The 25,776-nt window shown below is 55.0% G+C and carries 20 protein-coding genes and 1 tRNA gene; 5 read left to right on the top strand and 16 right to left on the bottom strand.

All coding sequences use genetic code 11. The annotated features are described in order from the left end of the window. Positions 1 to 109: 109 nt before the first annotated feature. From HMPREF2943_RS07550 to HMPREF2943_RS07510, 9 genes are all read right to left on the bottom strand, one after another. On the bottom strand, positions 110 to 1,624 hold the full coding sequence (locus HMPREF2943_RS07550) for a glycosyltransferase (RefSeq protein WP_070711248.1): 1,515 nt from the start codon (positions 1,622 to 1,624) through the stop codon (positions 110 to 112). Beyond that, positions 1,624 to 3,441, bottom strand: coding sequence for a UDP-N-acetylglucosamine--N-acetylmuramyl-(pentapeptide) pyrophosphoryl-undecaprenol N-acetylglucosamine transferase (locus HMPREF2943_RS07545; protein ID WP_141756098.1), 1,818 nt, complete (start codon positions 3,439 to 3,441; stop codon positions 1,624 to 1,626). Before HMPREF2943_RS07545 ends, HMPREF2943_RS07550 begins: the two co-directional genes overlap by 1 nt. A 78-nt stretch (positions 3,442 to 3,519) precedes the next feature. Beyond that, positions 3,520 to 4,374 (bottom strand): ABC transporter ATP-binding protein, encoded by an 855-nt coding sequence (locus HMPREF2943_RS12210; RefSeq protein ID WP_083315661.1) that lies wholly within the window; start codon positions 4,372 to 4,374, stop codon positions 3,520 to 3,522. Then, positions 4,358 to 5,236, bottom strand: coding sequence for an ABC transporter permease (locus HMPREF2943_RS07535; RefSeq protein WP_168166184.1), 879 nt, complete (start codon positions 5,234 to 5,236; stop codon positions 4,358 to 4,360). Before HMPREF2943_RS07535 ends, HMPREF2943_RS12210 begins: the two co-directional genes overlap by 17 nt. A 164-nt stretch (positions 5,237 to 5,400) precedes the next feature. Next, positions 5,401 to 6,624 carry a nucleotide sugar dehydrogenase gene (locus tag HMPREF2943_RS07530; RefSeq protein WP_070711245.1) on the bottom strand — a complete coding sequence of 408 codons (1,224 nt, stop codon included), beginning with the start codon at positions 6,622 to 6,624 and terminating at the stop codon, positions 5,401 to 5,403. Beyond that, on the bottom strand, positions 6,617 to 7,678 hold the full coding sequence (locus tag HMPREF2943_RS12400) for a glycosyltransferase family protein (RefSeq protein ID WP_141756097.1): 1,062 nt from the start codon (positions 7,676 to 7,678) through the stop codon (positions 6,617 to 6,619). Before HMPREF2943_RS12400 ends, HMPREF2943_RS07530 begins: the two co-directional genes overlap by 8 nt. A 116-nt stretch (positions 7,679 to 7,794) precedes the next feature. Further along, a complete protein-coding gene (locus HMPREF2943_RS07520; RefSeq protein WP_070711243.1) occupies positions 7,795 to 9,057 on the bottom strand; it encodes a nucleotide sugar dehydrogenase in 1,263 nt (420 codons plus the stop codon). 116 nt (positions 9,058 to 9,173) lie between these two features. After that, positions 9,174 to 10,685 carry a glycosyltransferase family 4 protein gene (locus HMPREF2943_RS07515; RefSeq protein WP_083315660.1) on the bottom strand — a complete coding sequence of 504 codons (1,512 nt, stop codon included), beginning with the start codon at positions 10,683 to 10,685 and terminating at the stop codon, positions 9,174 to 9,176. Further along, complete coding sequence (locus tag HMPREF2943_RS07510; RefSeq protein WP_083315659.1) at positions 10,646 to 11,935, bottom strand: glycosyltransferase family 4 protein; 1,290 nt, start codon at positions 11,933 to 11,935, stop codon at positions 10,646 to 10,648. Before HMPREF2943_RS07510 ends, HMPREF2943_RS07515 begins: the two co-directional genes overlap by 40 nt. 272 nt (positions 11,936 to 12,207) lie before the next feature. On the opposite strand from HMPREF2943_RS07510, the gene HMPREF2943_RS07505 reads away from it, so the two are divergent. Beyond that, positions 12,208 to 12,280: transfer RNA gene (locus tag HMPREF2943_RS07505), tRNA-Asn, on the top strand. Positions 12,281 to 12,335: 55 nt separating this feature from the next. Here HMPREF2943_RS07505 and HMPREF2943_RS07500 read toward each other — a convergent pair. From HMPREF2943_RS07500 to HMPREF2943_RS12510, 3 genes are all read right to left on the bottom strand, one after another. Beyond that, positions 12,336 to 13,001 (bottom strand): DUF1707 SHOCT-like domain-containing protein, encoded by a 666-nt coding sequence (locus HMPREF2943_RS07500; protein ID WP_070711241.1) that lies wholly within the window; start codon positions 12,999 to 13,001, stop codon positions 12,336 to 12,338. A gap of 75 nt (positions 13,002 to 13,076) precedes the next feature. Then, entirely contained in the window at positions 13,077 to 14,234 is a 1,158-nt protein-coding gene (gene wecB / locus HMPREF2943_RS07495; protein WP_070711240.1) for a non-hydrolyzing UDP-N-acetylglucosamine 2-epimerase, read from the bottom strand. A 214-nt stretch (positions 14,235 to 14,448) separates the two neighbouring features. After that, positions 14,449 to 14,586, bottom strand: a complete 138-nt coding sequence (locus tag HMPREF2943_RS12510; RefSeq protein WP_168166183.1) for a hypothetical protein — start codon at positions 14,584 to 14,586, stop codon at positions 14,449 to 14,451. Positions 14,587 to 14,811: 225 nt separating this feature from the next. Between HMPREF2943_RS12510 and HMPREF2943_RS07490 the strand changes: the two genes are divergently transcribed. Beyond that, complete coding sequence (locus tag HMPREF2943_RS07490; RefSeq protein WP_070711239.1) at positions 14,812 to 15,096, top strand: hypothetical protein; 285 nt, start codon at positions 14,812 to 14,814, stop codon at positions 15,094 to 15,096. Between the two features lie 8 nt (positions 15,097 to 15,104). Here HMPREF2943_RS07490 and dnaG read toward each other — a convergent pair whose 3' ends face one another. Then, the gene (gene dnaG, locus HMPREF2943_RS07485) at positions 15,105 to 17,033 is read right to left on the bottom strand and encodes a DNA primase (RefSeq protein ID WP_070711238.1); all 1,929 of its coding nucleotides are present in this window, start codon (positions 17,031 to 17,033) and stop codon (positions 15,105 to 15,107) included. 156 nt (positions 17,034 to 17,189) lie between these two features. Here dnaG and HMPREF2943_RS07480 point away from each other — a divergent pair, with 156 nt between their 5' ends. Both HMPREF2943_RS07480 and HMPREF2943_RS07475 read left to right on the top strand, forming a co-directional pair. Next, the gene (locus tag HMPREF2943_RS07480; RefSeq protein ID WP_070711237.1) at positions 17,190 to 17,696 is read left to right on the top strand and encodes a guanyl-specific ribonuclease; all 507 of its coding nucleotides are present in this window, start codon (positions 17,190 to 17,192) and stop codon (positions 17,694 to 17,696) included. Positions 17,697 to 17,699: 3 nt separating this feature from the next. Next, complete coding sequence (locus HMPREF2943_RS07475; RefSeq protein WP_070711236.1) at positions 17,700 to 17,933, top strand: barstar family protein; 234 nt, start codon at positions 17,700 to 17,702, stop codon at positions 17,931 to 17,933. An 88-nt stretch (positions 17,934 to 18,021) separates the two neighbouring features. Here HMPREF2943_RS07475 and HMPREF2943_RS07470 read toward each other — a convergent pair whose 3' ends face one another. The 3 genes from HMPREF2943_RS07470 to HMPREF2943_RS07460 all read right to left on the bottom strand — a co-directional run bounded on the left by HMPREF2943_RS07470 (position 18,022) and on the right by HMPREF2943_RS07460 (position 23,427). Then, positions 18,022 to 21,312, bottom strand: coding sequence for a LamG-like jellyroll fold domain-containing protein (locus HMPREF2943_RS07470; RefSeq protein ID WP_210399727.1), 3,291 nt, complete (start codon positions 21,310 to 21,312; stop codon positions 18,022 to 18,024). A gap of 244 nt (positions 21,313 to 21,556) precedes the next feature. Beyond that, positions 21,557 to 22,831 (bottom strand): deoxyguanosinetriphosphate triphosphohydrolase, encoded by a 1,275-nt coding sequence (locus HMPREF2943_RS07465; protein ID WP_070711235.1) that lies wholly within the window; start codon positions 22,829 to 22,831, stop codon positions 21,557 to 21,559. Positions 22,832 to 22,842: 11 nt separating this feature from the next. After that, positions 22,843 to 23,427, bottom strand: coding sequence for a YdcF family protein (locus tag HMPREF2943_RS07460; RefSeq protein WP_070711234.1), 585 nt, complete (start codon positions 23,425 to 23,427; stop codon positions 22,843 to 22,845). Positions 23,428 to 23,471: 44 nt separating this feature from the next. Between HMPREF2943_RS07460 and HMPREF2943_RS07455 the strand changes: the two genes are divergently transcribed. Then, the gene (locus HMPREF2943_RS07455) at positions 23,472 to 25,535 is read left to right on the top strand and encodes a TPM domain-containing protein (protein WP_070711233.1); all 2,064 of its coding nucleotides are present in this window, start codon (positions 23,472 to 23,474) and stop codon (positions 25,533 to 25,535) included. Positions 25,536 to 25,776: the final 241 nt, after the last annotated feature.

Genomic DNA, 25,776 nt, shown 5'->3' with positions numbered 1-25,776 from the left:
CCCGCTACGCACCCCGAAACCGGAAGAGCCACTATACGTAAAGGTACCTGCAACTCAAGAACAAAAACCTAAAACCGGAATGTACGAGAGACGAGTACACAATAACGGTCTAGAGTGAATTCGGGATAAAGGGCACCAACTCTATACTCTGAACTCCAGCATCTATATCTTTAAAATAAGTAAGACGTTTTAGCAGTGGAGCTATTGCCATGCTGCTAATACCATCCGTATAAACAATTTTACTAACTTTATAGGTTCTGACTATAAGTTGAAGGAACTGAAGAGTCTGCTCCATATCTTCCCGGCCGAGCGCTGTACGCGCAGTTAGGTTGACCTGCCCCTCGTCGACTTCAATCAGTCTCCGCAAAGCACCGCTTTCCAATTGCGTCAGGTAAAAACGCAAGAGCGTAACCCCAGTACGGGAACGAGACGTAGAAAGACTATCCAAATCACTAGGCCATGACGGCGAATAGACTTCCATCCCATAGCTGCAGTCTAATTGTTCTGCAATTTCAGTGATCTCCCTCTCGCCTGCAAACTCACCGGGAGCACAGATGAAAAGTGAATTGCAATTCAGAGACTGCTTCGAGAACAATGCAGCCCAGTTTTCAGTGATAACGGGCAGTGAGAATTTACGCCGTACGACCTCTTTTGAGCGCCTCGAACAACTATCCCAGCGAGATGAGACTCTATCAATATCTTGGATCTTTCGAACTACTTCATCCACGCTAGTGTACTTAATGCCGACGTCAGGGTATGAGTCCACTGAGAAACGCCGGCCAACTGTTGTGTAGTACATCTGACGTGGAAGAAAAGTGACTACGCCAAGAGCCTTCGCGTCATTAAGCGCGTAGCTAAAAGTCTCACCCATTGAGGTAAAAATCAAGTAGCGCGATTTTGCCAATACGTCCCAGTAATCCCTTACGGTGTAAGGTGGTCGGAGCTCCCCAATCTCATAGCGATCAAGAAGTCCCGATTCTTTAGCCTTCGAAAGAAAAGCATCAATACCCGCGTTATTCTTCGTAGCCCGCCCCTCCGGCGCCCTTACGACTGTAATCAAATTGCGCTCATCATAATGAGCCGTTTCATCAAAGAGGTCTTCATCGATCGCTAACTCAAACTCTTGAATTGCAGCCTGGGTACAAGAAGACGTCGAATAAATCTCACGATCGGTACGAGCGGTATGCCTTAATAATCCGTCACCGAAATAGATACTATCGTACTGCTCTTGAGTAATCTCTCCCTTCTTAAGAGCACCACTCCAAGTTGCTTCCGTCCCTACAATAATTTTGCCCGAAAAGCCGCCCTGACGCTTCCAGTCAAGGAGATCCGCAGTAAATGCGATGCTCTTTACGGAAGCTACAGAATTCATAATGATTAGGTCAAACTCTGACAATACTTCCTTAACCTGCTCAGTCAGCTCGGTATCCACAACGAAATCGATATCAAACGAAGATTGTAATACTTTGATCGCCCTGACATTAGCGAGAGTAAGCCTAGCTGTCGAATTCGGTCTGCTCTGCCAAGCTGAGGCCTTTAGGATTTCGAGAGGGGACGAAAAATCGGCACCTTCCTTCAACAGCTTAACTATATTCAATTCGTGAACAACAAATGCAATCTTCATTATTGCCCCTTACTGATGCCTTCTCGATTTAAAAAACTTGTGATCGCTTGAGCTGCATGCATCCCTCCAGAGGCAGCTCTTACTAAATCTTGCCTTCCCCTAATCTCTTCCCGGACGGCAGATTTCCCAAGCATGCGAATAGTCTTTGATAGTTCCGAGGTGTCAGTTGCCGAGAGCCCGAGACCGCGAGATTGAACCTCTGACGCACGCCGACCCTGATCATCCGTCTTTGTTTGCAAATTTGGAACAAAAACTGATGGAAGACCCATTTCGATAGATTCTTGGACCGTGTTATATCCTGCTGCAAAAGCGCCAGCCTCGAAGGCATTGTAATAAATCGACAATGGATACGCCTGAATGCTGAGTGCATCGGATTCCTGTGCATTCTTCGAAAGCGGATTGCGAACTAAAACAGGCGCCCAATCAGCCCCCAACGATCGCACCGCATCAAGAGCAGTTTCCCGAATATCTGAAATATCGTTGATATTTCCAGCTCCAAGCTGCACAAGGAACAGCTTTTTATCTTTCGGCAAGCCCAGCATAGCCCTAGCTTCTTCTCTACTTAGCAAGTCCCCACGTGTTGCTAACGTCACTGGTGGTAGGTAAACCGCCTCCATGCCCTGGCCTACATCTACGCTTTCTTCGCAACCGTAGTCCCCAGGAACCATCACCATAGCCGCGAATTTGTCAGCTCTATGGCGCTGCTTAGACTTTGCATCTACCTCAGGCTTCCAGCAGCCTCGCTGCATCCAGATTAATGGCACACGCCTTTTTTTAGATACAGAAATTACACCCCGATATACATACGTTCCATCAAAGACAATTGCGTCTGGTTGAAATCCCTCGACGACCGAGTCAAAGTGCTCTTCCATCAGCGGGTTCCAAAGCTTTCCAACCATTCCTAAATCGCCGTGCGAAGGAAAGTAGATCGCCTCTGTGGATGACTTTCCAATCATTTTGTAAGCGCTCGACATTGTGTAGAACAGTGAGAGAGAATCAAGATTCTTATCGACGGCGCTAAGCCTTGTAAGGTGCCCTAGGCCGGCCCCATTGCTGCTTACGAACAAGACTCTCGGCTTTCTAGGGTCAATCATACGATCTTTAGTCTGTTCCGCGACACTCTCTCCTGCCGTTGAAAAAGCGCCCGACAGCAATTCAGCCATCTTCTTCTCTGGTTTCGGTAATGACACGGGCGCGCTCATAGCGCTTTTAACGACAACCGTGCGATTTTGTTCTTCAGCATTCGCCTGTGTTACCAAGAGCGAATCCGACTGCTCTTTCGGGCTATTCTTATTTTCAGATTGCTTTGTGATGACGTTATAGAGACGTGCGAATAGACGGTTCACTGCAGACGCTATAGACGCAACGTAATGAAAACCATCATGCTGCGAAATAGGCTCGGCCGCCGTAGGCCGAAAACGCTTGTTTGGCCGACTGGACTCAGTGGGCACTCTCAATACCTCCGTAAGTTTATCGTCTAGATGGCTACGCACCCCTTCAAGCTGTCCCTCTAAGTTTCCAACCTCACTCTGAAGAACCTCGAGCTTCTTCTCCAAACGCGCCGTGGAACGGGCTTCTGAATTGCGTAGTTCCTTTATTAACAGCCGATTCTCGCGGCATTCTTCTTTGAAAAGACTACGAGTCCTGGAACTGTCGAAAACTAAATACCTATGGGTCACCCACAGCAAAGAAACCATCAAGACCTGTGCTAAGAAAAACACGGCCAAGGATAAACGTGAGTTGCCTGCGGCAACGAGTCCTACACAGATCACGCACAACACACCGTAAACTGCTACGACCATTGAAGACTTACTCATTTAAACGTGCCTTAACTGTTTGATAAATGCTTGGACTAAGTGGCGCGGATCGGTCCTAAAACCTGTACTTTCTAGAAATCATAAATCATCGCCGCAAGTTCCCGTCTGATCTAGCTCCTTGATAGCTTCGCTATCAAAAATGATCTCGGGAAAAACATAGCAACTCCGCATCTCCTCCAGTACCGAATCCGCGCTTTCGTCATCTCCCGCTGCTGAATATCTACTCCACTTAGCGTACTCTGCACCGACATCATCAACGCTCCCATCCGCTAGGATCTCACCCAAGTGCAGCCATATAGCACGATTGCAATGCTGTTTTAGAGCGCCAGGGGAATGCGACACTATAAAAACCGTCCCGGAATCCCGCAGAAACTTCTCCATGCGCTCTTTTGCTCGCTGCGCGAACGCAGCGTCTCCAGTGGCCAGCGCCTCATCCACCATAAGGATTTCCGGATGATTGGCGGTGGAAATTGCGAATTTGAGCCTCGCCTTCATCCCCGACGAGTAGGTATTCAGCGGCCGATCGAGCGCTTCTCCGATTTGGGCCCATTCCCCCACTTCGTCCTCCATGGAATGCACACACTTCGGCGATAGGCCTTGAGCCAATAGCCCTAACCTTACGTTTTGTCGGCCAGATAAGTGTGGCTGTAAGACGGCAGAAACACTCAAGAGCGAAGGGGCACTTGAAACTAGAACTTCACCAGAGGTCGGCCGTTCATTGCCTGCGATGACGTTCAAAAGCGTAGATTTTCCGGACCCATTTCGACCAAGGATTCCAATACTTTCACCGCGCTCAGCGACAAAACTGACGCCTTTGAGGGCTTCAACTCGACGGCGACTTCGGCTGAGTGTCAATTCACTTCCGGCTTTGTTGACGACAAAAGTCTTTTTTAAGTTTCTCACTACAACTGTCGGATCATTTGACGTACGCATATCGTTCCTCCGCTCTCCAGAAGAATACGAAACCAACACCCACCAGAGAGATTGTCCAAATTACCAAGTACAAGACCGAGTCTAAGCTGGGCAGCTCCCCATAAAGAACAATGGTACGAAAGGCTGAAAGGAATTGGTAAACAGGGTTTAAGGTCATAACCCTCAAAAGAACGCTCTCGCCAGAAAACCTATCAACTGAATAGAAGATTCCTGATACAAAAAATAGACCACGCGTGCAGACATTAATTAGCGATTTAAAATCGGGAATAAATGCTGTTAGACGCGCAAAAATACAAGCTAGCCCGAACGAAAATCCTAAGATAAGCAAATAAAGTGGAACAACCAAAATTAGTTGCCAGCCGATATGGTCGCACTTTTGGAACACGATGGCACATACAATGCCAACAAGAATCGGAATAGAGCAGTTCAACCAGGTCTCTAAGCACCTTGACATTACGACAACAATCCTTGGAAAGTGGAAGGACGTAATGAGAGCTCTCGATTTTTGTATTACCCCCGATCCTGAGTTGTATCCTCGGGTTATGGCTTGGAAAACCGTAACTCCAACTGCAAGGAACCCGACAAAATTCTCGACGCCCTTATCCGTCTGCATAACCAACCCGAAAACTACCGAGTAGATTGCAACCTGAAACAGTGGATCTAAAAAGAGCCAACTTCGTCCGAGAAACGTATTTCGTCCTGAAGAAAAAGACCTCGCCCTAGCGTCCGCGACCAGAAAGTGTCGATGGTTGAAAAGCGCACCCAAGTACTTGAACAAACTATTGGTGGCATCCAACCGTCGTAAAGAACGATCATCCACCAGAACCATTTCGCGAAGCTTCTTAGCTGGGTTTGAAGACATAGGTTTCATCCTTGAATACTACCAATCGGGTCAGCAACAACCCATTAGAAACAGGCTTTCCATACTTCCAACTACAGCCTTTACAAATTCAGCCCATCCGTCCGAAACACAAACTGACTTACTTCACGCGACGACAGTTGTATCTGAGCAGATAGTCATTCTGGTTAAAGAAGTGTCGCATCGACGTCAAAAAAATCCTCTATGCTTTTATACCGTTGGTGTCGTACTAACAAAATATTTAGATTAGTCTCCGACACCTCATGATCATGAGTACCAAAGGAGAAGTTCGATACATCGGGGAACTCGAGCTGGTTACCCGAGATAAACGGATCAAATGCAATAAAATCCACTTCTGGAAGCTGCTCCACCAGTTCCTGTGCAATATCTACAGCAGGGGAGTTTCGTAAGTCTCCAGTTTCAGGCTTGTAAGAGAGACCCCATAGTCCGACAGTCGTAGCGCCTTCATCGTGAATCCGCTCTACTAGTTTTCGGGCTACCCACCGCGTCTTTTCAGTGTTGACGTCACGCGCACAGGATATCAGTTTTGATAGCTCGGGAGCGCTGTTGACAATAAACCAAGGGTCCACCGAAATGCAGTGACCGCCTACACCAATTCCTGATTGATGCAAATTCACACGGGGATGCATGTTAGCCAGTTCTCTTACATCATTGATTGAAATGTTCAGAGAGTCACAGATCATAGAGAGCTCATTCGCCAAGGCAATATTGACGTCTCGGAAGGTATTCTCCACAAGCTTTGTCATTTCAGCCGTACGAGAGTCTGTCACGCGAATATTCCCGTCGCAAATGTTCGAAAAAAGATTTTCTGCTCGCTGAGAAGCCTCCGGCGTGCAACCGCCGATTATGCGACTGTTTGTTCTCAATTCATCAATGGTGTTGCCTGGAAGAACGCGTTCTGGGCAATGAGCCGCTAGAATAGCCTCCGAAACCCGAAGGTCTTCCCTTTCCTGTTGGAGTAAGTCAAGCAGATGCTCCGTAGTACCAGGAGGACATGTGGATTCAAGGACCAATAAATCGCCCTCCTGTACCACCTTAGCGATACTCTTGGTTGCTGATTCTACGGCATTTGAAACGAAGCTATGGCCCTTGCTGACTGGAGTAGGGACACAAATAAGATAGTTATCCGCAGGAACAGGTTGTGCCTTCAAAGTTAAGTTTGAAGACGCTAGGGCCGCACGGAGAACTTCATCTAGCTCCGCTTCGCCTGAATTCGACTCCCCTTTTGCTAAGTTTTCTAGTCGGGTTTGATCGATGTCAACCCCGCATACTCTCATTCCTGCATTTGCAAACAGAGCCGCAGTAGGAAGTCCTACATAGCCAAGACCGACGACGCATACATCAAATTTGGGGAACCTAGCGCTATTCATAATTAGCCTCGTATGTATCCATAATTTTACGCTCTATCAACTTAGCCGCCAAGAGAGCTCCATGCGTTTCTTTAACCTCACTCATGCGTTCTCGCACATTCGCCCTGACCTGATCCTCCGCCAACCGCTCAATAGACTGGCGAAGATCGCGGTCGTCCAATGCGAGAAAACCCAAGCCTCTGCTATTAATTGTTTGTGCACGGAGAAGTTGGTCGTCGGTCTTAGTCTCCAGATTCGGAATAAAGGCGGCAGGTAACCCAAATTGGATACTCTCTTGGACGGAATTGTAACCAGCTGCAAAAATGCCAAATTCAAATGCAGGAAAGAGGTCCGATAGAGGAAAAGCAGAGACCGTTTTGACACTAGAGTCAACAATAGTCTTCTCCAGTGGATTTTTTACCACCACTGGTTCCCAGTCTTCGCCTAATTGTTGGACGAACTTGATACTTGCCTTCTTGGCGCGACTGTTGTCATCAATAATGCCTCCGCCCAATTGGATTAGGACATACTTCTTTTCTGTATCAAACCCAAGTTTTCGAAGCACGCTGTCTCGGCTGGCCGCAGCACCAAGTTCATTTAGGACCACTGGAGGAACATACTCGGGCTGCAACTCGCCCATGTCCACTGATTCTTCGCACCCATAGTCCCCAGGAACAATCACCAAACTTGCGAACTCAATTGGACGATGACGTTGCTTTGACTTTTTATCAACTTCCTTTTTCCAACAGCCTCGCTGAACCCAGTAAATAGGAACTTTGTATAACTTGGAAACAGCCTGAACACCACGGTAGACATAAGTTCCGTCAAATATAATGGCATGAGGTCTGAAGACATCGACCACTGCTCCTAGATGGCCGGCGAGCCCGAGTGACCATAAACGAGGGTGCATCCCTAGATCTCCATGGGAAGGAAAATACAAAATCCGACCTTTGGGCTTACCGAGTTGATGGTAGGCGCTCGACATAGAATATGTTAGTACGTCAGCGCTCAAATTCTTCTCTATCGCCCAAAGCCGCGTCAAATGGCCAAGACCGCCACCGTTAGAGCTGATCATAAGAACCTTCACGCGGTCAGAGTTAATGAGATCGGTAGAAATTTTTTCAGCGGCCCTCGGAAAAAGGTACCTCAAGTTCCCTAGTACACCCCTCAAACATGCCGTCCTTTGACGATCTACAGTCGCACCTGAGGATCTTGGGCCACTCCTCGTGCATCCAAAAAGCGCTGAGAATTGGACGCAATCTCCTCGATCGCATATTCACGGTGGTTCTGAAGAAGCAGAACTAGATCTGCTTCTTTTACAGCCTTATCCAGGTTCTCTTCTACCTCCAAAGTATCACTATCCGATATCTTCCATTCTTCGACCTTCGGATCATGGAAACTAACTTCAGCACCTCGTCCCATCAAACCCTTGGCAACGGGAATAGCCGGCGATTCACGCTGGTCAGCAATATTGGGCTTGTAGGTAACACCCAAAATCAAAACTTTGGATCCGTTCAGTGCAAGCCTGTCATCGTTCAAACGCTCTGCAATGCGCTCTACTACGTAAAGTGGCATGGAATTGTTGATCTCTTGGGCCAATTCCACAAAACGCAAAGGATAGCCAAGTTGGCGCCTTACTTCGTAAGACAGATAGTTCGGGTCAATAGGAATACAGTGCCCACCAACTCCGGCTCCAGGAGTAAACTTCATGAATCCGAATGGCTTAGTAGCAGCACCACGAATTACCTCCCAGATATCAATGTCGAGTTCATGGCACACTTTTGCCATTTCATTGACTAAGGCAATATTGACATGGCGGAAAGTGTTCTCAAGAAGCTTAGCTGTCTCAGCTTCTTTCGTACCTGACATTTCTACAACCACGTCAACGAACGCACTATAGAACTCGACGGCTTTCCTAGTAGAACCAACTGAGTATCCCCCGACAAGCTTAGGGGTATTTTTGATACCGAATTTTTCTGACCCTGGATTCACTCGCTCCGGGCTGAAGGCGACGTAAAAATCAGTACCGGCTGTCAGACCAGAAATATTCTCGAGGATCGGTACGCAGACCTCGTTGGTCGTCCCGGGATAGGTTGTAGATTCAAGAATGACAGTCATTCCAGGCTGCAAATGTTCGGCGACTGTTGCGGTCGCCCCTTTGACCGAGCCCAAATCCGGAGCTCCTGCCTCACCCAGCGGAGTAGGAACGCAAATCACCACTACATCTGATTCTTTGATGACAGTCGGCTCGACGGTGGCCACGTACCCCTTCTCAATCATCTTTTTGACGTCATCATCAGACAGGTCATCGATATGGGATATACCTTCATTAAGGCTACGAACCACACGTTCTGAAAGATCGAAACCGAAGACTTTCCAATCAGCGTTCGCGGCTGCCTGAGAGAGCGGCAAACCGACATAACCTTGACCGACGACGGTAACAGTTTTTGCCATAATTTCAATCCTCCAGAAGGTACGTAGGTTTATAACCGCAGAGGCACGCTGCCTAACGAAATCTGTGGATATTTTACTACATCACGACAGAACACCGCAGATCAGTCAATTTCTAATCACCCCCCGTACGCCGCAAGCAGGTCTCTAATCGCCTTTTGCCACGTTCGAGTTTTCACCCATTCAATGGACTTATTGTCAGGACCTAGCTGAACCTGTTTTATCTGCTGGGCAAAAGCGACAGCGTCGTCAGCCGTGACATAATGGGCAAGATTTCCTGTTATCTCTCGAATTGCGGGAAGGTCGCTTGCAACAACAGGTTTTCCCAAAGCTTGCGCATTTAGAGCTTTCAGAGGCGTAACAAACCTGGTGACGTATTCGTCTTTCCTAGGCAGTACAAAGATATCTAAGGCCGAGTACCAATCAAGAATTTCTTCGTATGGCCGGTATCCCACGAGATGTACTCTGTTTTGAACCTTGAGTTTTTCAGCAAGTTGTACCAAGCTATCAAACTCCTCACCGCCCCCTACGACCAGCAATTCATAAATCTCCGGCAAGTGGCATAATGCATAAATGAGGGTTTCCAGCCCCTCATAAGCAACCAGGGAAGAAACAGTCCCGAATGTAATCTTATGTTGAACGCAAAGCGATTTACGTATTGCCTCAGGCCTCACTTCGACTGTAAACACTGTTTCGTCGATCGAATTCGGCACTACATTAATTTTATGCCCTTCGATTCCTTTCAGCATCATTCGACGTTTGGAAACTTCGCTAAGAACTACGACTGAAGCCGCCTTCTTCATAGCTTCAAGCTCTAAACGGTTTTCCATTCGATATCTCAAAGATTCCCTTGCCCTTTTTTCCTCTTCTCCGTGAAACTTGCTGAGCCAAGTATTCTGTGGCTCTCCGCGCACTTCGTATATCCAAGGTATGCCGAGTGCCCTAGCCGCAGCAGAAGCAATCTGCGCATTCTGATATCCCGAGGTGCAGTGAATCAATTCAGCGCCAGAGTCGCGAGCAAATTCGGCTAGGAACTCTACTGCTTTTTCAAACTCTTTCTTCCAACTAAGCGGAAAATATTTCGGAACTATTCTCTTGTACAAAACGCCTTCCCACTCGCCTTCAACAGTTCTAGGAGCCTTCCCGATTACATAAGGGTAGCCAAATCGTGTTATGGCTCGAACGTCAACGTTGGCGTTAGCAAGGGCCTTCAGTATTTCATGCGACCGGACTGCGTAGCCCGCGTTAGAGTAAGGCTTACTATTAGTAAGGAAGTAAACAACCTTCCTTGACTGGTTTTCTCGAGTCGATATCGACTCCCAAATTGGCTCTTCCAATTGAGCAATCTCTTGATTAACTTGCCAAGACAGCCAATATTGTCGGCGCGAAGTTTTTAAAAGGGCTTCATCTAGCATCCCGGCTTCGCGTAACTTCTGTGCAGGCGAATCAAAGAGTTTGGTGCAAGTTTTAGCGAATCCATTTAACCTAGGATTATGACGAAATCTCCGACTTAAATTGATTAGAAACGCTTTCGGGTTTCTCAAAAATAGAGCAATCGCAACATTTCCTAGAAGTACTTTCCTCACGGCGATCAGCCCTCCGATAAATTGGCGACAATTGCGCGCAGACATCTTGGCACTGCTCGCTCTCTCTGCTCTTTAACCCATTTTGCCCCCTTGTCGGATACCAAGAGGTTGTCTCGATGCTTTGACAACTCAACCCAGGTCTCAGCTAACACTTGCGGATTCTCAGGTGGGACCACACTTCCCGCTTCAAGTGTCGAAACGAGCTCAGCAGTTTCACCATTTGCGACGGCGGTAATATGGATGCCGCGTTCCATTAATTCGTAGGTTTTCGACGGGATAGCCGATTCAAGCGGTCGCCAGCTTTTGAGATGGACTAAAGCGGTATCAGCCCATTCGTATAATTCGTCGAGCGCATCGGCATCCCGTAAGGGTTCGATGGTGATCACTGCAGGAGAGTCTTTAGCCAGCTCCTCCAGATTAGAGCTAGCAGCCCCGGCCCCTACGATTCTCAAGTTAACAGACACTCCAAAGTTGGAGGCTAGCTCCGCTGCTTCAAGCGCATTTTCCAGCCCTTGAGCTCGGCCGATAGTACCGGCATATAGAACGTTTAGCATTGGGGATTGAGGACGGGTTACCACCCGCCTAATCTCCTCCCCCTCCGATGGAAATACATTGCGAATCGTTGCAATCCTATCGAACGGAATTCCGTCAGCCACAAGATCTGAACAAAGATTATTTGCTGTAACAACGATCAAATCGGCAGCCTTAAGTACCGAATTCAGAGAAAGCTTTACTAAAAATTTAGCCCCCTGAAGTGGTCCTCTGGAGAAAACCTTCTCCCTGATCGACCTTCTGCCCGTACTCTCATTCCACACACTCGAGTAGTCGAGCAGACTCGGCCACGCGTCGCGCAGGTCAACCACCAATTTTACTCTCAAAACTTTGGAAATAATGTATGCGACTACCGCTGTTGGAAGTGCAGGCACGGTGCCGATTACTACGTCGGGATTGAACGAACGCACTGGACTCCTTGATGCGAGGGAAGCAATCAAGGCTCCAAAAGCTACAGACAATTGATTCAGGGAGCGAGATGTCAACGAGTCACGGGCCGGAATATATCCTGTACGTAAGATCCTCTCTCCCGCATCACCTTCCTCTACAACACGCCCCACTGACCCCATACCCTCCCCGAAAGAGACAGGTGCCTCTCTGTAATGAGGGAAAGGAGCCACTACAAGCACGTCATGCCCTTGGTCGACGAGTAACTTGGTTAGCCAAGCCCACCGACGCTGCGGTATGCCATTCTCTGGTTTCCAGTACTGCGAAACAACTAGTATTTTCAACCGATTAGCCATTCTTTAAAAAATACACCTTCCCCTAAAGCAGGTCCCTACACTCTCAAAAAGGGCTGCACTAGGTTGAAGCTCAAGCCTAGTTCAATTGAAACTCCCCATTACATCCTCCATCTATCTCTTCTGCTGATCTTCGGCCCAAGAAAACGTGTCACTATCGCCAGTTCATCTCACAAACCCCTGTTGAACTGGCGATTTGCACCTTCTCCATTTCAACCTATATAGTTAATTCTCGTTGCACGGAGAACGACCAGTTCAACGTACAGACGCCATATTCCTCCATAGCTCAGTTGGCAGAGCATTCGACTGTTAATCGAAGGGTCACTGGTTCGAGCCCAGTTGGAGGAGCAAGACAGCCGCTTGACCTTCAAGCGGCTTCTTTTTATTTCCGTTCGACCCGCCATTAAGCCCGCTTCACAACATGGACGTCTACGCCACCGAAGAGGCTAAAGCAGTTTACAACAACCTCTGGAGCGCTAGCAGGTAGGTCGGCCGGATCAATAGCTCCGCGGTCAACCTTGATGTCGTGACCACCAAAGAGACCGATGCCGCTAACTTGAACACGGAAGCCCTCGGGAATCCAAACGTCGACACCACCAAAGATTCCAACCGCTTGGATGGTGGTTACGTGTTCTCGAAGTGCAGCACCGCGCAGGTCAACGTCTGTCCCACCAAAAATACCCATTGTGGTGTGGCGAGAGGCAATGGGAGTACTTCGAACCGTAGTGCCACCGAAGATGCCCAAGGAAAGGCTCTGAGCACCACTCACGGATGATTCGACTTGAGCTAGCGCGCGGTCAACAGTCGTAGCAAGCTCACCATCCATAGTGTTCAGCGCGTGAGCTCTCTTCGAAGCGACCTCACGACTACCAAAGAGTACCGATCCTGGATCCTCAAGTAGATCTGAAACGAGGTCGAGCAATTCGCCGCGCGTCGTCGTGTCGGCGCATGCAGAGGAGCGTTCTTCAAATTCGGCGACGCTGAGTTGGCCTACAGACATCGCGTCAGCCAAGACTTGAGAGGCTGCGGCGCGTTGAGAATTAGTGCATTTAATGTCGCGTGGTTCCATGGCTTTACCTTACGTGGAACCGCATAAATGAGCAGGGCAACTATAAATACGCGCCTACCCATTCATCTCATTTCTCTATAGCTCAATACCTGGGTCAAAATCCGGCAGACGCTCCCCTACGCCGAGGAGTTCTGCAATAGCGGCAACGGCACGCTCTGCGGCCTTACCGTCGCCGTAGGGGTTAACAGCGTTGGCCATAGAGTTGTACGCGGCGTCATCATCGAGCAAAAGCTTGGCTTCCGCCACGATGAGACTACGGTTGGTGCCCACAAGCTTTACTGTGCCGGCTACAACGGCTTCAGGACGCTCAGTGTTCTGGCGCATAACTAGGACCGGCTTCCCCAGTGATGGCGCTTCCTCCTGGACTCCACCGGAATCAGTGAGGATGATCGTTGCGTGATCAAGAAGCTTGGTGAACTCGTCGTACGGAAGCGGATCCGTAATGAAAACGTTGGACAAGGACTCGACTTCCGGAAGCACAGCTTCACGAACCTTCGGGTTCAGATGCAGCGGCAGTACAAAATTGATGTCAGAGTAGCTTTCTGCAAGGTCCTTAACCGCACCACCAATCTCCTTCATCGCCTCAAAATTCTCGCGGCGATGAGTAGTGGCCACAACAAGACGCTCGCCCGATTCAAGCACCTCCTGCAAGGCAGGATCCTCAAGACCAGTATCCCAACTGGCAGCCTGCAAAAGAGCATCAATAACCGTATTACCGGTGACTGCAATGTCCTTGGAGCGAATGTTCTCGCGGCGCAGGTTTTCCATTGAGCCTGCGGTCGGAGCAAGGTGTAGCTCCGCTACTTGGCTAATGAGCTTGCGGTTGGCTTCTTCCGGGAACGGAGAATGGATGTTGCCAGTGCGCAATCCTGCCTCGAGGTGAATAATCTTCACCCCACGATGAAACCCAGCCAACGCCGCTGCCATTGCCGTGGAGGTATCACCTTGAACGATAATGGCATCGGGAGCTTCAGCATCAATAACCTCGTCTAGCCCCTCTACTGCTCGAGAAACTAGGCGGTTCAAGCTTTGTCCAGGCTTCATCAAATGAAGGTCCCACTTCGGCTTAATTCCAAACATTTTGTTTACTTGCTCTAGCATTTCAAGATGCTGACCAGTGGAGACCGAGACCGATTCGAAACGCCCATCTCTGTCCAAGGCAGTAATGACAGGAGCGACCTTGATTGCTTCCGGGCGCGTGCCGTAAACGGTCACAATTTTCGGTCGGAGCATTCTTCTCCTTGGTGTGCGAGAAGTCAATCGTCCTTCTCTTTGGGATGGAAAGTAGATACGGCCTTAGTTCTTGGAGAAACTAAAGCGAGACTATACACGCGGTAGCCCCGTGCATGATTGTTCACTCCGCCCGAGCCCCGGAAAGTCTAGACATCACAGCATGTATGCACCGCACCAGCACCCTGTACTCGACGGGATGGCCGAACGATTTGTTCTAATCCTCGCTCACGGTTACTTCGCGCGGCTCTTCAAGTCCGGTAGTACGGGGCTCAGCTGCCGCCACACTGGCGGTGAGCAGCGCTGACATCGCCACGGCTGCCGATGCCGCATACGTATGCTTAGAAGTCTTCACAGGTATTAAGTTAACTGAAGCGAATGCCTTATGGGAAGAGTTCGCGTCATATCTATTCCCTATCGATCCCTATTCCCCGTCACTGCAAGCTCCACTGCCCCACCGCCGCCTGCCCAAGACCGCTGAGGCAGGTAGGCTATTCATGAGAATTGCACGTTGCCCGTACGTTGTACGCAAATGCCGGCCACTGCGCCGGCTTGAAGTTAAGGGGATGACTAGTTTCCAATGATCCAATTTGTTGTGGGTGCTGCCGCCGGATACGTCTTTGGAACCAAGGCTGGGCGTAAGCGCTATCACCAAATTAAGGGCGCCTACGAGAAGGCCGTCAACTCCCCCGCCACCAAGGCCGCGGTGCGCTCCGCGCGCAAGGCCGTGGCCAACCGCCTAGACCCAGAGCCGCGTATGCGCGAACTCAAGGACTACAACAAGGGGAGCCGCGGCAAGCGTGGCACCAGAGGTGCCACGGATGGAGTGCAGCCGGATCGGATTTATGAGCCGGACGAAGATTAAAGCGCTGATTAGCGCACGCCACGGAAGGCTCGGTCATTGAGCTCGCGGCGGGCCTGCTCGAGGGCGACGAGGTCGGCGAAGAGTGAGTTATAGGACTCTTCGTCATCGGAGGGGCGCATGCGGCCTAGCTGGGCTTTGAGTTGGGCTACTTGGTCGCCCACGCGTGCCTCTTGGAGTCGGGAGAGTACGGAATCGGCGTAGGCCTCAAGATCGGTATCGGGGTTGCCGGTCTCCCCCAGCTTGATGGGCTCCACGGCGAGCTCAGAGACGAAGTTGCGGGCCATGAGGTCCGGCATTTCGCCAGCTACGGCGGCCAGCCACTCCACGCCGGGTTGCTCAGCACCGGCGGTGACGCCACCGAGGGTAGAGATAGCGCGGCGGATGGTGCGATAGGCCTCGTTGGAGTAGGCGTCGTCGGTGATTCCGTCGAAGTAGCTGCCGGCGATCTGCGGGTACTGCAGGGCCAGCTTGAGGGCCTCACGTTGCGGCCACAGGTGTGGCTCACGTGGGCCGGGGATGTGCATGACGGGGGCGTTGGTTTGCGCGGGCGCAGAGGAGGTCTCCTCCAGAGAGGCAAAGCGCGGGCGCTGTTCCTTCTTCGGCTTGCGGGCCTCGCGGCGTACCTGCTGGAGTACTTCTTCCGGGTCGGGCCAGCCCACCCAGCCGGCCAGGCGGCGGGCGTACTCGCGCTGCAGGGGGGCGTCGCGAATCTGCGCCACCACAGGCACCGCGCGGCGCAGGGCCTGGAGGCGACCTTCGGCCGAGTCGATGCTGAAGTCCGAGATGACAGAGCGGATGACGAACTCAAACATGGGGATGCGGTCCGCCACGAGGTCGCGCACGGCGGCGTCGCCGCGATCTAAGCGCAGATCACAGGGATCCATGCCATCGGGGGCCACGGAGACGAAGGACTGCCCGGTGAACTTCTGCTCGCCTTCAAAGGCGCGCATGGCGGCTTTCTGACCGGCCTCGTCACCGTCGAAGGTGTAGATGAGCTCGCCATGAAAGTAGGAATCATCCAACATGAGGCGGCGCAGGACCTGCAGGTGGTCCGCACCGAAGGCGGTACCACAGGAGGCCACGGCAGTCTTCACGCCCGCGGCATACATGGCCATGACATCCGTATAGCCCTCCACCACCACGGCCTGGTGCTGTTCCGCAATGTTGCGCTTGGCCAAATCCAGGCCGAAGAGCACCTTGGACTTGTGATAGAGCATGGTTTCGGGCGTGTTCATGTACTTGCCCAGCTTGTCATCATCGAAAAGCTTGCGCGCACCAAAACCGATAACGTTGCCGGAGAGATCCTTAATGGGCCACAGCAAGCGGCGGTGGAAACGGTCAATGGGACCGCGCTTGCCCATCTTGGAAATGCCCGCGGCTTCCAGCTCCTCAAAGGAAAAGCCCATGCGCAGCAGATGCTTGGTGGCAGTATCCCAGCCCTCCGGGGCATAGCCGCATTCAAATTCGTAGATGATTTCCTTGGAGAAGCCGCGGTCCAGGAGGAATTCGCGGCCGGCAGCCGCCTGCGGGGTTTCCAGCTGCTGGCGGTAGAACTCGTGCGCGGCCTTGTTCGCAGCGATAAGCCGGCGGCGAGTACCGGGCTTTTCATCGCGCGCACCGGTGGAGCCACCCTGGTAGTTGATGTGGTAGCCAATTTTTTGGGCTACGGCCTCAACGGCCTCCGGAAAGGAGACTTGCTCCATCTCCATGAGGAAGCTGAAGACATCCCCGCCCTTGCCCGTGGAGAAGCAGTGATAATAGCCGCGCTGCGGGCGCACGTGGAAGGACGGAGTCTTCTCATCCTTGAAGGGGCTCAAGCCCTTCAAAGAGTCATAACCAGCGGGTTTGAGCTGAACGTATTCGCCCACGATTTCATCAATAGGCGCGCGTTCACGGATAGCTTGGATGTCGCTGTCCGGAATTCTGCCTCGTGCCATGCGTACAGACTACCCCGCCCATAGGACACACAGGTACCCACGGCTGGGTGGTTCTTTGATGCTTGTTCCCACATCCGCAAACACCCCGCGGTGGGGATTGCACAAAGGCCTGGTCTGGATTTCTGGTTCAGGCCTTATAGCTGCAATGATGGGGCCATGTCCCAATCCTCCCCCTCCAAAAAATCGCTGCCGGCCCTCATCGGCGGTGCGGTTCTAGTCCTCGTCGCGGGCTACTTCGGCATTGACCTTGGTAGCTCCAGCGACGACGCGGACCAGAAGGCAGCGCCGTCTTCCGCTGCTGGTACGTCCGGTGACAGCAATGGGGATAAAGGGGATGCGGCCAAGCAGAGCGAGTCAGGCCTGCCCACCTGCGCCATGGATTCACTGCCGCAAGAGGCCCACGAAACCGCCGAGGACATCCTGGGCGGCGGGCCCTATGACTATCCGGATAATGACAACATGCGTTTCGGAAACTATGAGGGCGTGCTGCCGCAGCAGGCAAAGAACTACTACCGCGAATACACCGTGGAAACGCCGGGGATTGGGCACCGCGGGGCCAAACGCATTGTTACCGGTGGCGGCAGTGAGACCGACCCGGATGTCTGGTACTACACCGATGACCACTACGAAAGCTTCTGCAGTATCCCGGACGCGGAGGACTAAGGCATGCAACGCATTCTCATCACTGAACCCATCCGCACGCGCGAGGACTTCTATGGCGCGCTCGGCCGCCTGCGCGGCTGCACCTCCGGCGCGCCGCGCAACCTTGATGCCTTGGCGGACTTCCTCCGCGAGCAACACATCGTGGCGATAATCGCTGCGGATTTCGACATGGTGGAAGAAGACCTGGCCCCCATCAGCATGGTGCTGAAGGACCAGGGTGTCGCACTTGTGCGCTAGTGAGCTGCTAGTGAGCTGCTAGTGAGGGTGCTAGTGAGGGGTGTCCTGACCGCGGTGGCGGCCAGGCGCGTGGTGGCCTGCTGGGGGCTTAGAGGCCGAGGGCGCGCTTGATGGTGTCGCGGACCTCCGGGGCGAGGTAGTTCAACAGACCGGCGATGACCGCGGTGGCGCCTGCGGCACCGAAGAGGGCGCCGAGGATGGCGGGGAGGACGCTTCCGCGGCTCGAGCTGTTGCTCGAGTGATCGCTCAAGCCGCTGGATCCGTCGTGGTTAGAGCTGCTGCTGTCGCTGCTGGAGCCGGTGTTGTCGCCTTGGTTGCCGGCGGTGACTTCCACGACGCGGGAGGCCAAGGCCTGGTTGCCGGCGGAGTCGGTGACGGTGTAAGTGACGGAGTACACGCCCGGCTTGGCGGTGTCGATGTTGCCCACCACCTTCACCTTGTCGGTGAGGTCACCGTCCTTATCGTCCTTGGCGCTGACACCGTCGAGGAGGTTGGTCTTTTCGCCCTTGGTGATGGTGAGCTTGTCGCTGGGGACGGTGAGCTCAGGTGCCTTGTTATCCTTCTCCTGCTGCTCCGGCGCGGTGAAGACGCCGAACTGGCGCACGATGCCGGGCTTAGTGTCCTCCTTGGAGGAGGCATCAGCGGAGGTGGCGTACCAGCCATAGGCCTGGCCGGCCTTGACGTCCTTGTAGGTCACGCTGGCGGGCCAGCCGGACTTGGCGGTGTCTGTGCCAATCTCCTTGCCGGTATCGGTCAGGGCGAGCATGGAGTTCGTCGCAAAGCTGGTCTTGCGGGTCTGGAACTGGATCGGAATACGGAACTCGTCCTCGTGGCCGTTGTAGCGCTGGCGGTCGTCGTACTCGGTGGCATTGTGGTCGTCGAGAAGCGGCGAATACGTATCCACGATCATCTCTGAATTCTGCAGATCGAATTGCAGGAGGCGCAGGTAGCTGGACCCAAAGCGCAAGCCGGTGTCACCGTCATAGTCGCCGATCTCCGTCAGACCCAGCTCATCGGAGCCGACCTCGTAGAACTGGTAGTCCGCGAGAAGCTCCACCACGTGATTGTTGGTGTGGCCGACGTCCTTGCGGCTGACGATGGATACGCCGTGCTCGTGGCCAGCCAGCACCAGGGCCACGTTGGGGTTCTTCTGGATGACGTTCTCATAGACCATCACGCCATCGTGGGAGAAGTCAGAGCCGCGGCCATCCGGGCTCACAGAAGGCTTGAGATAGGCGTGGGTGAGCAGGATGGCGTTGCGGTCGGAGTACTGCTTGAGCACCTTATCCGCCCACGCGGCTTCCTCCTCAGTGACGTCATAGCCCAGGTGCAGGGCAATGAAGTCCATGCCGTTGGTGGAAAACAGGTCATAGTGGTTGTCGTTATCGCCCTCAGCATAGGGGTGGTAGGAGGCATCCTGCTCAGCCCACTTGCCCTTGCCCTGCTGAGCCTCGTAGCGCTCCGGGCCGAAGTACTCGTTGTAGAGGTTGCCGGCACCGACATCCGCGCCGCTTTGGTTATCGTGGTTGCCCGGCAGCACGCCGTTGACCACGCCGGCGTCCTCCAGAATCTTCTGGGCGTTGGAGGCTACCTCGAATTCCTTCTTGGCATTGGGGCGGTCATTGTCCTTGCCAATCCAGTTCTCAATGATGTCACCGGTGTGTGCGGAGTAGGCAATCTTGCGCTCGTCGGCGTTATCGGCGATCCACTGGGTGGCCGAGGTGTAGCTTTCTTCCCACTTCTTGCGCTCCTCAGCGGTGGCCTTTTCTACCGCGCCTTCGGAGAGATACTGGGTATCGGTGTGGTGGGCGATGGAAAAGTCATAGTCGCTGGTGTCAGCGAACTGCTCGTTGACGGGCTCGTTGAGGTCATCGGCAAAGACGTCGTAGCCCACCAGCATGGTGTGGATGGTGTCACCGTCGACGAAATCTTGGTTGGCTTGCGCGCTGAGGCTTACTTGAGCGTCGGCTGCGCCGCGGGTTTCTGCCAACTTCTCCCAGCTATTGGTTGTGGTGTTCCAGGCCATGAGGCGCACCGAGCGCTTGGGGTCCACGGTGCCGGACCAGGCGATGTCGTGGGCCTTCTTCTCAGCGTCCTTGAGCTTCAGGTCAAAGCGCTGGAAAGGCATGTGCTCCGTGGAGCTGGTCTCCTGAGCATCCTCGTTGTCCGGGTTGAGGGCCTTGTCGAAGTCCTCGCCGTCTTCATACTTAAAGTCCAGGCTCTCCGGGATATCCGTGAAGGTGCCTTGGAAGCCCTTCTCCGCTACAGCCACATCGGCTTCAGTGAAAGTGGTCTCCACGTCCCCACCGCTCGGGTTATCGGCGCGAGCGGAGATCGTGATGCCCTCGCCGCTCGGCGTGGAGTCGGTGCCAGCGGCCCCCGGGAGGTTGCCGGAGGTGAAGTCGATGGTCTGGGAGATGGGGTTGCCAAAGACATCGCGGCCCTCGGCCTGGATGGAGTGGTTTCCTTCCTTGAGGCCAGCTCCGATTTCTTGCCCCAGCTCGATGTCCTCGCCGTCCAGGGTGTAGGTGAGCTCGCGGGAGATGAGGGCATCGTTGTTGAACTGGACATCGAAAGTCACCGGGCCCGTCAGGTGCTGACCCGCGCTCGGGGTGGAGCCGGTGATCTCCGCCTTCTTATCGGTGCTCAGGTTGGAGTCCTCGTAGAGGGCGGAAATCTCATCTTCGCCCAGCGGATCGGAGAAGATGCGGGCCTCGCTGACCACGGCATCGGAGTAGAACTGGGCGGCGTTATCCCGGCCGGAATCCGCGCCGATCATCACGGCGGTGGAATTGGACTTGGGCTTGGTCACCTCACCGTTGATCTCGGTGTTCTCAGCCACCTTGGCGCCGTTGACGTAGAGCTCGCTCTTGTTTCCGTCATAGACGCCGACCGCGTGGTACCACTGGCCCGGCTCCACCTGCTGCTGGGCCTTCTTGTAGCCATCGCTGCCGTTGACGGTGAAGGTGAGCTGGTCGCCGTAGATGACCATGGCCCAGCCGCCGGCTTCCTTGTTGGCACAGAGGCTCTTTTCGTTGCCGTCGAAGTCCCCGTCGTAGCGGAAGACGCACTCGACGGTGAAGCCGTCCTTGATCTGGTCAAACTTATCCCCGATGTCGAAGCCGACGGCATCCTTGCGGCCATCGAAGTGAGCCACGGGGCGCTCAAGCACGCTGTCTTGCTCCACGGTGGGCTCGCCGATCTTCAGCGGCTCGGCATCGGAGGCGGAGTTGCTGATGGCACCGTTCTCAAAGGAGAGATCCAGGATGTCTGCCTGGGGCAGGTCCTGGGCAGAGGCGAGTGCGGGAGAGACGAGGCTGGAGCCAACGAGGCTGATAGAGGCAATGAGCGCGGCTTTATGCAGCTTTTTCTGAGACACAAAAATTCCTTGACAGTTAATGCAAATGAAGAGACTTCCGCTGCGGACAGACGTCACGGGGCCTGGCGGCACGCGGACCTGCCTGAGGTTAGGTGGCCGGTTTTAAGAAGAGTTGTCGGCTATGTAACGCCCAAGTGAACGGTGTTCAACTATCGGGTGACAGGCGTCTCTTGGGATGCCGTGCCGTTGTGTGAGGCACGGCGCTGCTGGGCTTGGTGCTGGTCTGCTGCTGACTGGTTGCCGGCTAGCTGAGGAAGCCGAAAAGGTCAGCGCTGCGCTGCGCCAGGCGCTCCAGGCGTGATTCCGTCATGGAGGCAATTTGGTCGATGATGGCGCGGTCACGCTCCAGGTCGGTGTCGGCCTGTTTCCACCACAGGGCGAAGGTGGCGTCGAGCGAACCCGGCGCGCCGGCCACCAGGTAGTCGTAGACGCGGTAGATACGCTCGCGCTGGCGGTCCTGGCGGGACAGGTGGGCGGGCTCATCCATGACGTAGAGAACGGCGATGGTTTTCAGCAGCGTTACCTCCGCCACTGCGCCTGGTGGGACGGCGAGGTCGCCGTGCATGCGGCCGAGGGGGCCGTCGTTAGCCGCGAGCGTGGCGGAGACAGTAGCGCCCACGTAGCGGCCGACGAGCTCCGAGGTCATCTTCTTTAAGTTGGCATAAGAGCGCAGGGAGTAATCGAAATTGCCGATGGCGTTGATGACATCCAGCTGGCGCAGGCGGTCGGCGGCCTCAAGGAGCTCGTCGGCGGTACCGCCGAAGGCCTTGGCGCCCTTGTCCGCGAGGTTGGCCAGCTCCACCAGGTCCCAGAGCACGCTCAAAGAGATGCGGCGGGAGATGATGCCGTCTTCGACGTCGTGGACGGAATAGGCGATGTCATCCGACCAGTCCATGACCTGCGCCTCCATGGACTTGCGCTGATCGGCGTGGCCCTGGCGCAGCCATTCCAAGACGTCGATGTCTTCGTCATAGGCTCCGTATTTGCGGTTGGTGGTGCCATCCGGGTTGGTCTTGGTCCAGGGGTACTTGCAAGCGGCATCCAGCGAGGCGCGGGTGAGGTTGAGGCCATAGCTGCGCGGGCCCGCCGGGGTATCCAGGACCACCTTGGGCTCCAGCTTGGTCAGGATGCGCAGGGTCTGGGCGTTGCCCTCGAAGCCGCCTAGGGCCACCTCGTTGAGGGCATTCTCGCCATTGTGGCCGTAGGGCGGGTGGCCGATGTCATGGGTTAGCCCCGCCATATCGCACAGGTCCTGGTCCAGGCCTAAGCCGGCGCCGATGCTGCGGGCAATCTGGCTGACCTCCAGGGAGTGTGTCAGCCGGGTGCGCGGGGTATCGCCATCGCGCGGGCCCACCACCTGGGTCTTATCCGCCAGGCGGCGCAGGGCCGCGGAGTGCAGGACGCGGGCGCGGTCCCGGGAGAAGGCGCCGCGGTGCTCCTCGCTTTTGAGCAAGGCCGAGCCTTTGGGAGTCTCGGAGGCAAGGCGGGCGACGTCTTCTGCACGATAGGAATAGCTCACAGTGTTCCAGCTTAGGCGGAGTCCTGGCCATCCTGGGGCTGCCTCGCGCCAATGACGCGGTGGCGCAGGGCCTGGTTGGGGCGGATGAGGCGCTCGATGCGGTAGAAGGCCGCGCGCACGCCTTCGGTGCGCTTCTCCCCTAGCAGGGTGCGCAGGCCCAGGTAGGCCAGGCCGCCGGTCTCGTGGGCCAGGTAGCGCCACCACGGGATGGAGAAACGCGGGGAAGGATAATAGGGCGTGCCCATAACGGTCGCGGTGACTCCTTCTTGGCGGGCGATGAGGAAGGTGCGCAGGCGGTGGAGCGGGTCGGTGATGATGACAGCCTCAGTTACGCCGAGCTTTTCGCGCGCAGCGACCAGTTCGCTGCGGGTGTCGAGGCCTTCTTCGAGGGCGGTGACGTTGAGGGGTTCGTCGGCAAGCAGGCGTTTCGCCACCCCGGCTTCGGTGAACCTATCGCCGGGCAGCTTCCCGCCGACTGTGATGATGGGCAGGTCGTGCGCGGCGGCGTACTCGGCGGCGAAGCGCACACGGCCGGACAGGATGCGGGAGGGGCGCCCGTCGTATTGCGCAGCGCCGAGGACAATAACGTACTTCACTGTCTGACCACTCTAGCGCTGAGTGGGAAGGTATCGTGGTGCGCATGACTACTGCTGCTCGTTTTGGTCGCGCCGCCCTTGCTGCTCTTGTGTTGGGGTTGGCCACTGCTAGCCCCGCCCTGGCCGCGGACTTCGTTGTTGCCGCACCGGAGGCAGCCTCGCTCACGGATAAAGTGACGGATGAGGCGGGGGTGCTCTCGGACTCGGAGAAGGCCGAGTTGGAGGACAAGATTGCCGCGCTGCAGCAGGAGAACCACGTGGTGATCTTCGTGGTTTTTGCCTCCTCGCTGCCGGAGGGCGCGGAGAGCTATGCGGACAGCATTGTGAAGTCTAAGGGCCCGAATTCTGCGGCCTATGTGGTGGGTGTGGATGATTCCACCATAGGCGTGCAGACGGGTAATGAGTGGCCGCGCGGGCGCCTGGACGCGATGTATGAGGAGGCTTATGCCAAGCTTGCCGACGGCCGCCAGTTCGGCCCCTCCGCGCTCGCGCTTGTCGACGCTGCCGCGACCGGTTCTTCGGGGTCCTCTTCTGGCTCAGCTGGTTCATCCAGCTCTTCTGATTCCGATGGGTCGGGTGGTCTATGGCTGGCTGGCGGCGCAGGTGCCCTGGCGTTGGCCGGCGGTGGCGCCGCGGTGGCGAGCCGGCGCAAGACCAAGAAGGACTCGGCGGCCACGCTCGAATCCGCGCGCCAGATTGAGCCGGGTAATACCGCGCAGCTGGACCGCTTGGATGTGGACACCTTGGAGAAGCTGGCACAGGAGGAGCTGGTCTCCACCGATGAGTCGATCCGCCGCGGCAAGGAGGAGCTGGATATTGCGGTGGCCGAGTTCGGCCCCGAGCGCACCCGCCCGTTCACGCGCGCAATGAACCACTCCACGCTGACGTTGCAGAAGGCTTTCCAGTTGCAGCAGAAGCTCCAGGACAACCTGCCGGAATCGACGGCGGAGCGCCGCCAGATGCTGGTGGAGATTATCTCCTCCTGCGGGCAGGCCGATGATGCGCTGGATGAGCAGGCTGCCGACTTTGCCAAGATGCGCGATTTGCTCATCAACGCCGGCTCCAAGCTCGATGAATTGACCCAGCGCACGGTGGACTTGCGCGGGCGCCTGCCGCAGGCGCGCACGACGCTGTCCACTCTCAGCGGCTCTTATTCCGAGGAGGTACTGTCCTCCATTGCGGATAACCCGGAGATGGCGGAGGTCTCACTCAATGAGGCCGAGAAACTGCTTTCGCGGGGCCGGGAATTGCAGTCCCAGCCGGCCGGGCAGCAGGGTCCTTTGGCGGGCTATATCCGCGATGCCGAGCACGCCTTGGAGGTCTCGGACCGGCTGCTTAATGCAGTGGAGAATGCGGAGAACTCGATTACGGCGGCGCGCGATAACTTGCCTGCGCTCATCGATGAGGTTGAGGAAGAAATCGCCGAAGCACAGCACCTCGAGCAGCGCGGTAAGGCTCAGGGCTCCCCTGCTGATTGGTCCGCGCTGGAATCACTGCTTGCGGAGGCCCGGGAGGCGCTGAGTACGGCTCGCCAGCATGGCCAGGCAGACCCGCTGGGACAGTACACAGCGCTGACGGCTATCGATAGCAAGCTAGATGAGCAGCTCGATACTGTCCGCGAGACCAATGCCACCCGCGAGCGCCAAATTGCGCTCTACCGCCAGCAGATTGCTGCGGCCGAGTCCGCCATTCAGGCGGCTGAGGACTTGCTTTCCTCGCGTGGTCGCGTGGTGGGCCCCGATGCGCGTGTGGCGCTCGCCGATGCCACCCGCCTCTTCGCCCAAGCCCAAAACTCCGCGTCAAAGGACCTACGCGCGGCGCTCAACTATTCCCGCGATGCGGCTTCTGCCGCGCAGACGTCGCTCAACCGCGCGAAGGAAGACCTGGAGGCTTACCGCCGCCAAGAGCAGCGCCGCCAGGCCACTGATGCCGCGGGCAACATTCTGACCGGCATGGTTATCGGCCAGATTCTCGGCGGAGGCTCCAGCGGCCACCGCGGTGGTGGCTTCGGTGGCGGTTTCGGCGGAGGCTTCTCCGGCGGCGGGGGCTTCGGCGGCGGTGGCTTCGGCGGCGGTGGTGGAGGCGGCTTCCGCGGCGGCTCCTTCTAGCCGCCCCTACTTCCCCTTTCCGCGCCTAGGCCTCGAAGCCCGCGGCCCACACCCGGCATCTCATAACCGGGGCGGCCCCAGAAGGCATCTCGCAAAAGGCGCCTTGCAAAAGGCATCCTCTAGAAGGCGTTTTTACAGCTAAAAACGCCTTTTGCGCCCTCCATAAGGCGTTTTTCAGCCCCAAAGACGCCTTTTGACAGACGCCATTTGTCGGCTCTTCCGGTTTCGGGGTGCGTAGCGG

Origin of the sequence: Corynebacterium sp. HMSC072D12 (genome assembly GCF_001813925.1) — a bacterium.
Classification (GTDB): domain Bacteria; phylum Actinomycetota; class Actinomycetes; order Mycobacteriales; family Mycobacteriaceae; genus Corynebacterium; species Corynebacterium aurimucosum.
The sequence above is the reverse complement of the archived record's forward strand: the minus strand, read 5'-3'. Positions and strand labels throughout refer to the sequence as shown.